A 13444-nucleotide genomic window follows, 5' to 3' on the forward strand; every position below is an offset into this window, starting at 1 on the left:
CATGTCGCTGCGCGGTGGAATCGGTTTGCCCGAGCTACCCATAAAAGAGGGCAAGGAGTTTCGGCTTGGCATTATGGGCGGCACCTTTGACCCGATTCATTACGGGCACCTGGTGACTGCCGAGCAGGCGCGCGAGTCGCTCGACTTGGACGCTGTGCTCTTTATGCCGGCGGGCTCTCCCGCCTTTAAGCTTGACAAGCCGGTGACGCCTGCCGAGGACCGTTATGCCATGACGGTCCTCGCCACCGCCGCGAACCCGGCCTTTTTGGCGAGCCGGTTCGAGATTGACCGTCCGGGCGTAACCTATACGGCCGATACGCTTCATGCCCTTCGCGACTTTTACCCGCCGCAGGTAAAGCTCTACTTTATTACGGGCGCCGACGCGATTATTGATATTGTGACCTGGCATGATGCCGAGCGAATTGCTGAGCTTGCTACCTTTATTGCGGCGACGCGACCGGGTTTTGATATCGATACGGCGCGTGCCCGAATCAAAGAGTCGGGGCTGCCGTTCGATGTGCGCTATATTCAGATTCCGGCGCTGGCGATCAGCTCGACGAACATTCGTAAGCGAGTTGCCCGCGGCATGAGCGTGCGCTATCTTACGAGCGAGTCTGTGCTCGGCTACATTCGCAAGCGCAGGCTATATGCCGATCTGGGTCAAGAAGATTTTGAGTGATGGGGGCTACGTTGTCGGTAGAGGATCAGTTTGAGGGCGATGAGCGCGCGCTGCTCAAGCGCATTCAAGAGCTGCTCGATGTTCGCATGAAAGATAAGCGCAAGCGCTATGTGCATTCGCTGGGTGTTGCCGAGACCGCACTTCATCTGGCCGAGGTCTACGGCGTTGACCGCTTTGATGCCGCTGCCGCCGGCTTAATTCACGACTGGGACAAGGTGCTTTCCGATGACGAGCTCGTGGCCCGCGCGATTCACTATGGCATCAAAGTTGCCGGCTCTCCTTCCGCCGCGACGCCGCTTTTGCATGGCCCTGTTGCCGCCTATGAGCTTCCGCAGCTTTTCCCCGAGCTGTCGCCGGCTGTTTTCCAGGCTGTCGACCGTCACACCGTGGGTGCCTGCGATATGACGCCGCTCGATATGGTGGTCTTTGTGGCAGATGCCATCGAGCCTAACCGTCACGGCGACTATGTCCATGCGCTGCGCAAGATGGTGGGGAAGTCCTCGCTCGATGAGTTGTTCTTCTCCTGTTTTGCGCAGGGTCTGGTCTATGTGATCCAGTCCGGGCGCTATCTTTATCCCACGGCTATTACGATTTACAACCATTACGCCCAGCTGCGCTAGCTCGGGCTGTCTAGAAAGAGGTATTCCATGGCCGACGAGACCATGACCGACGAGCAGATTCTTGAAGGTGTGGAGCACAAGAGCTTCGTTGCCACGTCCGACCGCACTGCCGCCTCGCTGTCCGCGAGCGGTGTCGCCGCCGAGGATGTCGCCCGCGCCGCCGCGCAGGCCGCCTACGACAAGAAGGGCGAGGACGTGCAGGTGCTCAACCTGACCGAGCTTTCCGACGTGTGCGACTACTTTGTGCTTGCCACCGGTACCAACAACCGCCAGGTCGATTCTATCGTCGACGAGATCGAGGAGAAGGTCGCCGTGGCTTGCGGTGAGCACCCGTTCTCTATCGAGGGCCGCGAGCAGAAGACCTGGATGCTCATGGACTACGGCTCGGTTGTCGTCCACGTCTTCACTCCCGAAGCCCGCGACTTTTACCGCCTAGAAAAGCTCTGGGGTGACGCCCCCCAGCTCCCCCTCGACCTCCTCTAGTGGCTCATTTAATATGGGGCTTTTAGCTAGCCTCGCGCATTTCGCCGGGCAGTTGCGGTTTTCCGCACCTGCCCGGCTTTCTTTTTGCCCAAAGGCGGTTAATCGTCGAAGCGGGATTGGCGGCCGAAAGATAGGGCGGTGTCGCCGAACTTGTCTCGGACGGCATCGATCGCGACGGAGAGGTCGCGACGGTCGCTTGATTGGGCTCCGCGGTCGTCGACTTCGCAGAACAGGTCGGTCTGGATGCCGCCTTGATGGTCAAAGTCGCTCATGCCGATGCCTGCTAAGCGAACATGCATGCCTTCCTGCCAGATGTTGTCGAGCAGTTCGAGCGCAACCGCCACAAAGATATTCTCGTCGTCGGTGGGGTGGGGAAGCCGCCGCTGCGCCGTGCGTCCGCTGCCATACGAATACTTAAGCTTGAGCGTTACCGTGCCGCCCGTCAGTCCCTGACGGCGCAGGCGGCGTCCAACCGACTCTCCCAACAGCGCAATCGCCGCTTCGATGTCCCCACGCTCAGTCAAATCTTTCGCAAAGGTGCGCTCATTGCTCACGGATTTAACCTCGCGTTCCTCATCGAGGCTTGTTACTTCGGATATTTCGAGCCCCAGCGCACGCTGGCGCATGCGTTCGCCGTTGACGCCAAAAATTGCAGCTAGCGTGGATTCCGGCGCGCGTGACAGCTCGCCGAGCGTGTAGATGCGCATGCGGCGCAGTCGCTCCTCGGCCGAGCGCCCGATGCCGCTCATGGCAGATACCGGCAGCGCGGCCAAAAAGCGCTGCTCGGTTCCGGGGCGCACGATGGTCAGCCCAAACGGCTTATCCCGCTCGCTTGCGATCTTTGCGACCGTCTTGTTGCAGCCCACGCCAATGGAACAGGTCACTCCCAGCGCTGCCACGCGGTCGCTTATGCGCCGTGCAACCAGCAGCGGGTCCTCGGGCGCAAAACGACCCGGTGTGATATCGATAAAGGCTTCGTCGATGGATACGCGCTCAACGCGCGGCGTCTCTTCGGCAAGAATCGCCATGACCTGCGCGCTCACCTCGCGGTAGCGATCAAAGTGCCCATGCGTCCAAATGGCCTGCGGACAGAGGCGCCGTGCCTCGGCCGAGGGCATGGCGGAGTGCACGCCAAAGCGACGCGCCTCGTATGAGCAGGTGGATACAACGCCGCGGGAATCGGCATCGCCACCCACGATGAGTGGCTTGCCGCGCCACTCGGGATGGTCGAGCATTTCCACGCTCGCAAAAAACGCATCGAGATCCATGAGGCCCACCGCCGGCCCCGTCCAGGGCGGCGGCGTGACGCCCGCAGCATCTTCATAACCGTATGTATGTTCGCGTCTTTTCATGGCATGAGTATACCGCGCAGCTCATGTGGGGTGCGTGGATGTGCTTGCAAATCGCGAATTCTTGTCTAAGATATGGATTTGCCTTCGACTACACCGAAGAAGTTGGTCTCACGGACTTCACCTGCCCGCGTCGATGGCGTATTATGTTCAACTGTTTGTTTGTAGTTGCAGCCTAAAGCTGCTTGGTTGGAGGAGTTTCCTTTGGCAGTCAAGATTCGCCTTGCTCGTCACGGCGCTAAGAAGCGTCCGTACTACCGTGTCGTCGTCGCCGATTCCCGCGCCCCGCGTGACGGTCGTATCATCGAGGAGGTTGGCCGCTACAACCCGATGACCGCCCCCAAGACCATCAACCTCGACCTCGAGAAGATCGCCGACTGGCAGTCCAAGGGCGCTCAGCTCACCGACGCCGTCGCCGCTCTGGTCAAGGCCGCCAACGAGGGCGAGAAGACCGAGACCGTCGTCAAGAAGTCCAAGAAGCAGCTCGCCAAAGAGGCCGAGGCCGCTAAGGCTGCCGCTGAGGCCGCTGAGGGCGCCGAGGAGTAAATCGTGCCTGAGGTTGACGCTGCACAGCTCGAGGGTGAGGCAATGCTCTCAGATCGCATCGCCGATCTCGTCGAATATCTCGTTGTTCAGATCGTCGACGACCCGGATTCCGTGAGCCTTGAGGTCATCGATGGTGACGACGCCTCTACGATCGAGGTTTCGGTCGCCGAGGATGACGTCGCTAAGGTCATCGGCCGTCGTGGCCGTACCATCAAGGCCATTCGCACGCTCGCCCGTGCACTGGCCGCTCGCCTCGACACTGCTGTCGAGGTAGAGGTTCTGGGCTAGGACCTTGAGGTCCCAGTACAAAAACATCGCCCGTGTGGTCAAGCCGCACGGAAGGAAGGGGGAGGTCCTCGCGCAGCCGCTGCGGGGGCTTCCTTCTGTATTAGAGCCGGGTATGCGCGTCGCCCTGACGCCGCCGGCGCTCAAGCGCGACCGCTTTTGCACGGTCGTGTCCGTCACCGATACGGGCGATGGCGATCTGGTCTCGTTTGAGGGTATTGACGACTTGACGGCCGCCGAGGGCATCACGGGATGCTATGTGCTGGCAAATCGTGACGACTTTGAGCTCGATTCGCTCGACGCCGCCTATACCGACCTGATGGGCCGCGAGGTGGTCGACGAGCGCTTCGGTTCGCTCGGCACGATTGTCGAGATCATGTCGACGCCCGCCAACGATGTTTGGGTTGTCGAGGGCGATCGGTACGGCGAGGTACTGATTCCCGTGATCGAGCAGGTTGTGCTCGATCTTCCCGACACAGGAACAATTTCCGTCCACGTTATGGACGGCCTGATCGATATGGACAAGTAGGGAGGACAACATGCTGATTGAGACCCTTTCGGTCTTTCCCGAGATGTTTGAGCCCGTCATGTCCACATCGATTTTGGGCCGCGCCCGTAAGGCCGGCCTTTTTGATTTTAAGGCGTATAACCTGCGCGACTGGACGCACGACCGTCATCGTACCGTCGATGACGAGCCGTACGGCGGCGGGCAGGGCATGCTCATGAAGGTCGAGCCTATCGCAGAGGCCATCGAGGCCATTAGCGCAGAGGGTTCCAAGCCCACGGTTGTGTTCTTCACCCCCTGTGGCGAGCCCTTTACGCAGCATGTGGCCGAGCGCCTGCTCAAAAGTGAGCGCCTGCTGTTTGTGTGCAGCCGCTACGAGGGCGTCGACGAGCGCGCGTATGCGTATGCCGATGAGCGTCTGTCGATCGGCGACTACGTGCTTACGGGCGGCGAACTTCCCGCTATGGTCGTTGCCGATGCCGTCGTGCGCCTCATTCCCGGCGCCCTTGGTGATGAGATGAGCAACGTCGACGAGTCGTTCTCGACCGCCGAGGACGGAGGCCTGCTCGAGTACGCGCAGTACACCCGTCCCGCCGAGTTCAACGGCGAGGGCGTGCCTCCGGTGCTTGTGAGCGGCGATCACGCCAAGGTCGATGCCTGGCGTCGCAAGAACGCCATCGAGCGCACCTGCCGCTGGCGTCCGGACTTGATCGAGACGGCGCGGCTCACGCCCGAGGAGCGCGCTTACGCGCAGGTGATCCTTGACGCTTCGTATTCGCAGAGCGAGGAGTGAGTATGGTTCCTACGCAACATTCCGCGTTGAGGGGCGCTTTTGAGTGGGTCGCGGTCATCGCGATCGCGCTCGTGGCCACCTTCCTGATCCGCACCTTTGTGGTCGAGCCCTTTGTGGTACCCACCGGCTCCATGGAGGACACGATCGAGATTGGCGACCAGATCCTGGCACAAAAGGTGAGCCTCGAGCTCGGTCAGCCCGTCAAACAGGGCGATATCGTGGTGTTCCACAACCCCGATGCCACTTCCGAGCATGATGTTCTTGTCAAGCGTGTTATTGCCACGGCCGGCCAGACGGTCGACCTGCAGGACGGCAAGGTCGTCGTCGACGGCCAGGCGCTCGATGAGGACTATACGACCGGCATGAGTTGGCCGCTTTCGGTCCAAGCGCCTGGCGCCCAGGTGAGTTATCCCTACACCGTTCCCGACGGGTGCGTGTGGGTGATGGGCGACAACCGCGAAAACTCAGCCGACTCACGCTACTTTGGTCCCGTTGATCGCTCTGATTTGATCGCCGTGGCGCTCGTGCGTTACTGGCCGCTTAACCGTCTGGGCGCTATCGACTAAAAACCGCTATAGTACAGTACCTAACCGTGTAATCGTTTCGACGAGGGGATATTAGAGGCATGAACGCTTCATCGCTTTCCTTCCAAGACATCATCCTGCGCCTCCAGCAGTACTGGGGCGAGCAGGGCTGCGTCATTATGCAGCCCTATGACTCCGAGGTCGGTGCCGGTACCTTCCATACCGCGACCACGCTGCGCTCGCTCGGTCCCGCCGAGTGGCGCACCTGCTATGCGCAGCCCTGCCGCCGTCCCGCCGACGGCCGCTACGGCGAGAACCCTAACCGCATGCAGCACTACTATCAGTTCCAGGTGCTCATCAAGCCCTCGCCGGTCAACGCCCAGGAGCTCTACCTGGGTTCGCTGGCCGCCATTGGCCTGGACCCCAACGACCATGACGTCCGCTTTGTCGAGGATGACTGGGAGAGCCCGACCCTGGGCGCCTGGGGCCTTGGCTGGGAGGTTTGGCTCAACGGCATGGAGGTCACGCAGTTTACGTACTTCCAGCAGGTGGGCGGTATCGAGGTCGACCCCGTGCCCGTCGAGATCACCTATGGCCTGGAGCGTATCGCCATGTATGCCCAGGGCGTCAACTCCGTTTACGACCTGGTGTGGAGCTACCTGCCCGATGGCACGCCCATGACCTACGGCGACGTGTTCCTCGAGAACGAGCGCGAGTTCAGTGCCTATAACTTTGAGGTCGCCAACGTCGAGATGATGCGTCAGAAGTTTGACGACTACGAGGCCGAGTGCCATTCCTGCCTGGAGCGCAAACTGCCGCTGCCGGCGTACGACTGCGTCATGAAGTGCAGCCATGCCTTCAACCTGCTCGATGCCCGTGGCGCCCTGTCCGCGGTCGAGCGTGCCAACTACATCCTGCGCGTCCGCGCCGTCGCCAAGGCGTGCTGCGAGGCCTACATGGCCGAGGTCGCCGGAGTCAACGAGAATGCCGACCAGGAAGGCGAGGTGGCGTAAGCCATGGCAGACGCTAAGGATTTCCTGTTTGAGATCGGTACGGAGGAAATGCCCTCCGCACCACTGAACAATGCTGTCAAGCAGCTTGGCACCATGATCGCCAAGGGCCTCGACGAGGCCGGTCTGGCCCATGGCGAGGTCCGCGTGATCTCGAGTCCGCGTCGTCTGGCTGCGCTTGTGGCCAACGTCGCCACTGCGACCGATGAGGTTCACGAGGTCAAGCGTGGCCCCGCGGCCAACATTGCCTTCGACGCCGACGGAAACGCCACCAAGGCCGCCCAGGGCTTCGCCCGCAAGTGCGGTGTGGCTGCCGAGGATCTGGTCCGTCGCGAGGACACCGACGGCCGTGAGTACGTCTTTGCCGAGAAGAACATTCCTTCCGCTCCGGCCACCCCGATCCTGACGGCCCTGTGCGAGAAGACCATCGCCGGCCTGCAGTGGCCCAACTACCGTAGTCAGCGCTGGGGCCACGAGCATGCCACGTTCGTGCGTCCGGTCCGCTGGATCTGCTGCCTTTTGGGCGAGGATGTTGTGCCCGTGTCGTTTGCCGACGTGACGAGCGGCAACACCACACGCGGTCACCGCGTGCTCGGTCCCGGTGACCACGTTGTCGCTAGCGCCGCCGCCTACGAGCAGGTGCTCGAGGACGCCGGCGTGCTTTCTGCCGAGCGCCGTCGCGAGGCGATTCTCGCCGGTATCGCCGAGGTCGAGGCTGCCCGTCCCGGCTGCCATGTCGACACGCCTAAGAAGGTCTTTGAGGAGGTCATCAACCTCTGCGAGTGGCCGACGGTGCTCGTCGGTACCTTCGATGAGGAGTTCCTCAAGGTCCCGCACGAGATCATTTGCGAGTCTATGCTCACCAACCAGCGCTACTTCCCGATTTATGACGGCGAGGGCAAGCTGACGCGTGAGTTCGTGATCGTCTCCAACAGCAAGCCCGAGAATGCCGAGCGTGTGATCGACGGCAACGAGCGTGTTGTGCGCGCCCGCCTGGACGACGCCAAGTTCTTCTACGAGGAGGATCTGAAGATCTCCCTCGACGAGTTCCGTGAGCGCCTGGCCAAGGTCGCCTTCCAGGAGAAGCTCGGCAGCGTGCTCGCCAAGTCCGAGCGTATTGAGCAGCTCGCGCTCGCTATTGCCCGCGAGGCTCACCTGGGTGCCCACCTTGCCGCCGACGCTGCTCGCGCCGCACACCTGTGCAAGGCCGACCTGGTGTCCAACGCCGTCGTCGAGTTCACGAGCCAGCAGGGCGTGATGGGCGGTTACTACGCCATCGCGATGGGGGAGAACGACGAGGTCGCTCATGCTATCCGCGATCACTATCGTCCCCGCTTTGCCGGCGACGAGCTGCCCGAGGGCACCGCTGGCTGCATCGTGGCCTGCGCCGATAAGCTCGATACCATCGCCGGTATCTTTGCCATCGGCGAGCCCCCGACCGGATCTTCCGACCCGTACGCGCTGCGTCGTGCCGCCATCGGCATCATCAACATCCTGCGCGACCGCCTGCCGATTGACCCCACGTCGCTCATCGACTTTGCGCTCGAGCTCTACGCTGAGCAGGGCATTGAGTTCGACGCCGCCGAGGTCGCCCAGCAGGTTCGCGACTTCTTCCACGGCCGTCTGGTGAGCATGGCCCGTGACGAGAAGATCCCGGCCGACACCGTTGCCGCCGTTTCCGCGGTGCACATCATTGCCCCGTCGGTCTTCTTCGCCCGCTGCGCCGCCCTCGACGAGGCCCGCAAGAACGACGCCGAGACCTTCGACAACCTGGCCACGGCCTATGCCCGCGCCGCGCACATCTCCAAGCCCGAGCTGGGTGCGGAGTACGATCGTGCCCTGATGGGCGAGGTCGAGCTTGCGCTTGCCGACGCCTCCGAGGCCGCTCAGACCGCCGTCGATGCCGCCCTTGCTGCTGAGGATTACCCTGCCGCGTTTGCCGCTCTGGCCGCCCTGCGTGCCCCCATCGACCGTTTCTTTGACGAGGTTATGGTCATGGACAAGGACGAGCAGCTCCGCGATAATCGCCTTAAGCTGCTCAACCGCTTCGAGGCCGTTTTCTCCGGCATCGCCAACATTGGTGAGCTTGCCCGCAAAAAGTAAGCTAGCCTGCGCATAAGCGCAAAAGGAGCCCCGCATGGATTGCCCGGTCACCGCTCGTTCCACCGTTATCGTTATCTCCGACTCGCTCGGTGATACCGCTTGTGAGGTGGTGCTTGCGGCGTCCGGGCAATTTGATGAAGGGGCTTTTCGTGTTTTACGTCTGCCTAAGGTGACCTCGGTGGAGCAGGTCAAATCGTTTGTGGGCCCGCGCGTCGATGCCGACCATCGTGATATCGCCGTGTTCCATACCATCGTCGACCCGGCGCTTCGTGCTCGCGTGCTCGACTACTTGGGTATGCTGCACATTCGATCGGTCGACCTGATCGGCCCGACGCTTGCAGTCCTGTCGTCGCTTATTGGCGTGCCGCCAAAAGGAGTGGCGGGTGTGATCCATAAGACCGATGACCGGTATTTCCACCGCATCGAGGCCATGGAGTACTTCGTCGAGCACGATGACGGACGTGGCTGCGACGATCTGTCGGGTGCCGATATCGTGCTGCTGGGCGTGTCGCGCACATCCAAGACGCCGCTTTCGATGTATTTGGCCTATCAGGGCTACAAGGTTGCCAACGTTCCGTTGGCGCACGGTATGGAGCCGCCCAAGTCGATTTACGAGGTCGATCCGATGCGTCTCTTCGGCCTGATTTCGACCGTCGATGTGATTTCCGAGATTCGCGATAGCCGCCTGGGCGACGACTATGCCCGTGCCGTTGCCGGTTCCTACGCCGAGCCCGAGAGTGTACGCAGCGAGCTCGAGGAGGCTCGTGCCCTCATGAAACGTCTGGGTTGCTTTGTGGTGCGTACCGACGGCAAGGCGATCGAGGAGAGTGCCTCCGAGATCATCGCTCATCTAGAAGAGATTCAAGAGGCAAGAGCCCGCCGTGCCGCCCGCCGAGCCCAACAGCAGTAGTCCTTTCTGGGATGATTAGTTTTGATAAAGCGATTTAGCAGTTTCTACCGCTTATGACCTGCAATTATACTGTAGTGGTATCTTCATAAGGTAACCACCTTTACCTACCGTTTACCGCCGGTTTTAGCACGTTTACCAAACCGCGTATCCTCTGCTTAAGCCCGTTCAAATCCCGCCGTATAGTTCCCTCACGGCCCGCATCCGGCGGGTCGATTCGTTACCACGGTCGTGCGCGTGAGCGCATGGAAGGGGATGTATCGTGAGCGATTGCAAGAGGGTTTACCGTTTTGGAACCGATGCCCAGGGCACTTGTGTCACCGAGGGCGACAAGTCGATGAACTTCGTGCTTGGCGGCAAAGGCGCTAACCTTGCCGAGATGAGCCGTATCGGCCTGCCGGTTCCCGGTGGCTTTACCATTACCTGCCAGACCTGCGTCGAGTACTCTGGTGCCGGCAACGTCTGGCCCGAAGGCGCGCTCGACGAGATCGTTGCCGCCGAGGCCGATCTCGAGGACCGCTGCGGCAAGAAGCTCGGCGACGCCCGCGACCCGCTGCTCGTCTCGGTGCGCTCGGGCGCTCCGTTCTCCATGCCCGGCATGATGGACACGGTCCTCAACCTGGGCCTCAACGACGATTCCGTCCAGGGCCTTATCGCCCAGACGCAGAACCCGCGCTTTGCCTGGGACAGCTATCGTCGCTTTATCCAGATGTTCTCCAACGTCGTCATGGGTGTCGATGCCGACTTGTTCGAGAATGCCCTGACCCAGGCCCGCCTGGTCGCCGGCGTTCGCGTCGACTCCGAGCTTTCGGCTGAGGATCTCCAGGAGCTCGTCGAGACGTTCAAGGGCATTTTCTCCGACAATGTCGAGGCCGCCCTGTACCCCGAGCTCGAGGTCGCGGACGGCAGGCCCATCTTCCCGCACGATCCGGAGCTCCAGCTGCGCCTTGCTATCCAGGCCGTCTTCGGTAGCTGGATGAACGAGCGCGCCTGCATCTACCGCAAGCAGCATGGCATTTCCGATGACCTTGGAACCGCCGTCAACGTCCAGGCTATGGCGTTTGGCAATAAGGGCGAGACCTCAGCGACTGGCGTCGCCTTTACGCGCAATCCGGCCGACGGCACCAAAGAGTTCTACGGCGACTTTCTGGTCAACGCCCAGGGCGAGGACGTCGTCGCCGGCATCCGCAACACCGAGCCCATCGCCGATCTCAAGATCACCCCGGGCCTCGAGTCCGCAGGTGAGGAGCTTGAGCGTGTCTTCCTGACGCTTGAGGACCACTACCGCGACATGTGCGACATCGAGTTCACCATCGAGCAGGGTAAGCTCTGGATGCTCCAGACCCGCGTGGGCAAGCGTACCGCCACCGCCGCCCTGCGCATCGCCATCGAAATGGTCGAGGAGGGTCTGATCACCCGTGAGGAGGCCGTGAGCCGCATTGACCCCGCGCAGCTCGACCAGCTCCTGCACCCGCAGTTCGACTCCTCCAAGAAGTACGAGGCGCTCGCATGTGGCCTTAACGCCAGCCCCGGTGCCGCCGTGGGCGAGGTCGTGTTCTCGAGTTATGACGCCGTCGCGCGTTCTGCCGAGGGCCACAAGGTCATTCTGGTCCGCTGGGAGACCAACCCCGACGACCTGAAGGGTATGGTCGCCGCCGAGGGTATCTTGACGAGCCATGGTGGCAAGACGAGCCACGCCGCCGTTATCGCCCGTGGCATGGGTACCCCCTGCGTCTGTGGTGTCGAGCGTTTCCATATCGACGCGGCCGAGAAGGTCGTGCGTATCGAGGGTAGCGACCGCGTGCTGCACGAGGGCGACATCATCTCCATCGACGGAACCCAAGGCATTGTCGTCGATGGCTCTGTCGATTTGGTCTCCGCCGAGCTCACCGGCGACCTGGACACTATCCTGTCCTGGGCCGACGAGATTCGCCTGGACGAGACCTGTGGTCATGCCAACCATGTGCGCGTCAACGCCGACAATCCCGAGGATGCCGAGCTTGCCCTCGAGTTTGGCGCCGAGGCTATTGGCCTGTGCCGCACCGAGCACATGTTCCTGGGTGATCGCAAGAACATTATCCAGAGCTTCATCCTGTCCGATGACGAGGCTGTGAAGCAGCAGGCCCTGGCCGATCTGCTCAAGGTCCAGACCGAGGATTTCTTGGCGATGTTCAAGACCATGTCCGGTCGCGACGTGGTCGTTCGCCTGCTCGATCCGCCGCTGCATGAGTTCCTGGATGATCCGCGTGAGCTCGAGGTCGCCATCACCAAGAAGGAAGCCGCTGGCGCCAGCGAGGAGGAGCTTGCCGCCCTGCGCGCCCGCCTGCGTCGTATCGACGGCATGGTCGAGTCCAACCCGATGCTCGGCTTGCGCGGCGTGCGCCTGTCCGTCGTCTTCGGTGACCTGCCGCTCATGCAGGTCCGTGCCGTGGCAACGGCTGCCGCCCGCCTTATCAAGGAAGGCGTCGACCCGCGTCCCGAGATTATGGTTCCGCTCGTTTCCATTACGGCCGAGCACGTTCAGACTCGCGAGGTCATCGAGCGCGTGATCGCCGAGGTTTCCTCCGAGGAAGGTGTCGAGCTCAACATTCCCGTGGGCACGATGCTCGAGCTGCCGCGCGCTTGCATGGTCGCCGACGAGATTGCGCAGCATGCCGACTTCTTCTGCTTTGGCACCAACGACCTCACGCAGACGACGTTCGGTTTCTCGCGTGACGACGCCGAGGCTAAGTTCATCCCGCTGTACATGCACAAGAAGATCTTGAAGGACAACCCCTTCGAGACCATCGACTCGGCGGTACTCGAGCTGGTGCGCATGGCCGTGGTGAAGGGTCGCGCTACCAACCCCGGCATGCACTTTGGCGTGTGCGGTGAGCACGGCGGCGACCCTAAGTCCATCAAGGGCCTGTTCAACGTGGCCGATGTGGACTATGTGTCCTGCTCGCCCTACCGCGTGCCTCTCGCACGCCTGGCTGCCGCCCAGGCCAAGCTCGAGGCGAAGCGCTCCGCCTAACGTTTTGGGTATAGACGCCTAGCGTAGCCCCCTTCATTCGTGAGGCGGGCGGTTATCATGTGCGGGTTTTGTCTTTTTGTCTGCGTAAAAAATTGTTCTTGCAGCGGAAACCCGCGCGTGTATACTCGAATACGTTTGTTCAACTACGTGCCGGCCAAGGTGGTACGGCACCTCTAGAAGAGTAAGGAATTGCACATGGATTACATCCGCGCAATCGAGCGTCAGCAGATCCGCGAGGACATTCCTCAGGTTCGCGTCGCCGACAACGTCAAGGTTCACTACCGCATTAAGGAAGGCGACCGCGAGCGCATCCAGGTCTTCCAGGGCGACGTCATCCGTATGGCCGGCGCCGGTGCCCGCGAGACCTTCACCGTCCGCAAGATGTCCTTCGGTGTCGGTGTTGAGCGTACCTTCCCGCTTCACAGCCCCAAGATCGCCAAGCTCGAGGTCGTCCGTCATGGTCGCGTCCGTCGCGCCAAGCTGTACTACCTCCGCGACAAGGTGGGCAAGGCTGCTCGCATCCCCGAGAAGCGCTAAGAAGATCGCAGCGTCTGTCCACTCGTTTGGACACAAGGGTCACCTTCGGGTGGCCCTTCTTTTTATCTGATTTGCATGCAAGGAGGGCCT

14 protein-coding genes are annotated in these 13444 nt (G+C 61.6%); 13 read left to right on the plus strand and 1 reads right to left on the minus strand.

The features are described from left to right. Nucleotide 1 precedes the first annotated feature (1 nt). The 3 genes from nadD to rsfS all read left to right on the plus strand — a co-directional run bounded on the left by nadD (nt 2) and on the right by rsfS (nt 1782). Nucleotides 2–679 carry a nicotinate-nucleotide adenylyltransferase gene (gene nadD, locus DW151_RS03445; protein ID WP_117637231.1) on the plus strand — a complete coding sequence of 226 codons (678 nt, stop codon included), beginning with the start codon at nt 2–4 and terminating at the stop codon, nt 677–679. Nucleotides 680–765: 86 nt separating this feature from the next. Then, a complete protein-coding gene (gene yqeK, locus DW151_RS03450) occupies nt 766–1299 on the plus strand; it encodes a bis(5'-nucleosyl)-tetraphosphatase (symmetrical) YqeK (RefSeq protein WP_192934568.1) in 534 nt (177 codons plus the stop codon). Nucleotides 1300–1326: 27 nt separating this feature from the next. After that, nucleotides 1327–1782, plus strand: a complete 456-nt coding sequence (gene rsfS, locus DW151_RS03455; protein ID WP_118334469.1) for a ribosome silencing factor — start codon at nt 1327–1329, stop codon at nt 1780–1782. Between the two features lie 98 nt (nt 1783–1880). On the opposite strand, the gene dinB is transcribed toward rsfS, so the two are convergent. Beyond that, a complete protein-coding gene (dinB, locus tag DW151_RS03460; protein WP_089573447.1) occupies nt 1881–3134 on the minus strand; it encodes a DNA polymerase IV in 1254 nt (417 codons plus the stop codon). Nucleotides 3135–3335: 201 nt separating this feature from the next. Here dinB and rpsP point away from each other — a divergent pair, with 201 nt between their 5' ends. The 10 genes from rpsP to rplS all read left to right on the plus strand — a co-directional run bounded on the left by rpsP (nt 3336) and on the right by rplS (nt 13354). After that, on the plus strand, nt 3336–3677 hold the full coding sequence (rpsP, locus tag DW151_RS03465; protein ID WP_022094749.1) for a 30S ribosomal protein S16: 342 nt from the start codon (nt 3336–3338) through the stop codon (nt 3675–3677). Between the two features lie 42 nt (nt 3678–3719). Then, the gene (locus DW151_RS03470) at nt 3720–3965 is read left to right on the plus strand and encodes a KH domain-containing protein (RefSeq protein ID WP_171021534.1); all 246 of its coding nucleotides are present in this window, start codon (nt 3720–3722) and stop codon (nt 3963–3965) included. Nucleotides 3966–3969: 4 nt separating this feature from the next. Beyond that, nucleotides 3970–4491 carry a ribosome maturation factor RimM gene (gene rimM, locus DW151_RS03475; RefSeq protein WP_055309865.1) on the plus strand — a complete coding sequence of 174 codons (522 nt, stop codon included), beginning with the start codon at nt 3970–3972 and terminating at the stop codon, nt 4489–4491. A gap of 10 nt (nt 4492–4501) precedes the next feature. Beyond that, a complete protein-coding gene (gene trmD, locus DW151_RS03480; protein ID WP_118334470.1) occupies nt 4502–5260 on the plus strand; it encodes a tRNA (guanosine(37)-N1)-methyltransferase TrmD in 759 nt (252 codons plus the stop codon). 2 nt (nt 5261–5262) lie between these two features. Next, the gene (gene lepB / locus DW151_RS03485) at nt 5263–5826 is read left to right on the plus strand and encodes a signal peptidase I (protein WP_118334472.1); all 564 of its coding nucleotides are present in this window, start codon (nt 5263–5265) and stop codon (nt 5824–5826) included. 59 nt (nt 5827–5885) lie between these two features. After that, entirely contained in the window at nt 5886–6797 is a 912-nt protein-coding gene (locus DW151_RS03490) for a glycine--tRNA ligase subunit alpha (protein ID WP_006236091.1), read from the plus strand. 3 nt (nt 6798–6800) lie between these two features. After that, the gene (glyS, locus tag DW151_RS03495) at nt 6801–8897 is read left to right on the plus strand and encodes a glycine--tRNA ligase subunit beta (RefSeq protein ID WP_118334473.1); all 2097 of its coding nucleotides are present in this window, start codon (nt 6801–6803) and stop codon (nt 8895–8897) included. Between the two features lie 34 nt (nt 8898–8931). Then, nucleotides 8932–9807, plus strand: a complete 876-nt coding sequence (locus tag DW151_RS03500; protein ID WP_118334475.1) for a pyruvate, water dikinase regulatory protein — start codon at nt 8932–8934, stop codon at nt 9805–9807. Between the two features lie 259 nt (nt 9808–10066). Continuing rightward, the gene (gene ppdK / locus DW151_RS03505; protein WP_118334476.1) at nt 10067–12817 is read left to right on the plus strand and encodes a pyruvate, phosphate dikinase; all 2751 of its coding nucleotides are present in this window, start codon (nt 10067–10069) and stop codon (nt 12815–12817) included. A 195-nt stretch (nt 12818–13012) separates the two neighbouring features. After that, entirely contained in the window at nt 13013–13354 is a 342-nt protein-coding gene (gene rplS, locus DW151_RS03510; RefSeq protein WP_006236098.1) for a 50S ribosomal protein L19, read from the plus strand. Nucleotides 13355–13444: the final 90 nt, after the last annotated feature.

It is taken from the genome of Collinsella sp. AM13-34 (assembly GCF_003473055.1).
In the GTDB taxonomy this organism is placed as follows: Bacteria; Actinomycetota; Coriobacteriia; order Coriobacteriales; family Coriobacteriaceae; genus Collinsella.

Coding starts and splice junctions, on each gene's coding strand:
- nadD (WP_117637231.1), top strand. CDS start 2: ATGTCGCTGCGCGGTGGAATCGGTTTGCCCGAGCTACCCATAAAAGAG.
- yqeK (WP_192934568.1), top strand. CDS start 766: ATGAAAGATAAGCGCAAGCGCTATGTGCATTCGCTGGGTGTTGCCGAG.
- rsfS (WP_118334469.1), top strand. CDS start 1,327: ATGGCCGACGAGACCATGACCGACGAGCAGATTCTTGAAGGTGTGGAG.
- dinB (WP_089573447.1), bottom strand. CDS start 3,134: ATGAAAAGACGCGAACATACATACGGTTATGAAGATGCTGCGGGCGTC.
- DW151_RS03470 (WP_171021534.1), top strand. CDS start 3,720: ATGCTCTCAGATCGCATCGCCGATCTCGTCGAATATCTCGTTGTTCAG.
- trmD (WP_118334470.1), top strand. CDS start 4,502: ATGCTGATTGAGACCCTTTCGGTCTTTCCCGAGATGTTTGAGCCCGTC.
- lepB (WP_118334472.1), top strand. CDS start 5,263: ATGGTTCCTACGCAACATTCCGCGTTGAGGGGCGCTTTTGAGTGGGTC.
- DW151_RS03490 (WP_006236091.1), top strand. CDS start 5,886: ATGAACGCTTCATCGCTTTCCTTCCAAGACATCATCCTGCGCCTCCAG.
- glyS (WP_118334473.1), top strand. CDS start 6,801: ATGGCAGACGCTAAGGATTTCCTGTTTGAGATCGGTACGGAGGAAATG.
- DW151_RS03500 (WP_118334475.1), top strand. CDS start 8,932: ATGGATTGCCCGGTCACCGCTCGTTCCACCGTTATCGTTATCTCCGAC.
- rplS (WP_006236098.1), top strand. CDS start 13,013: ATGGATTACATCCGCGCAATCGAGCGTCAGCAGATCCGCGAGGACATT.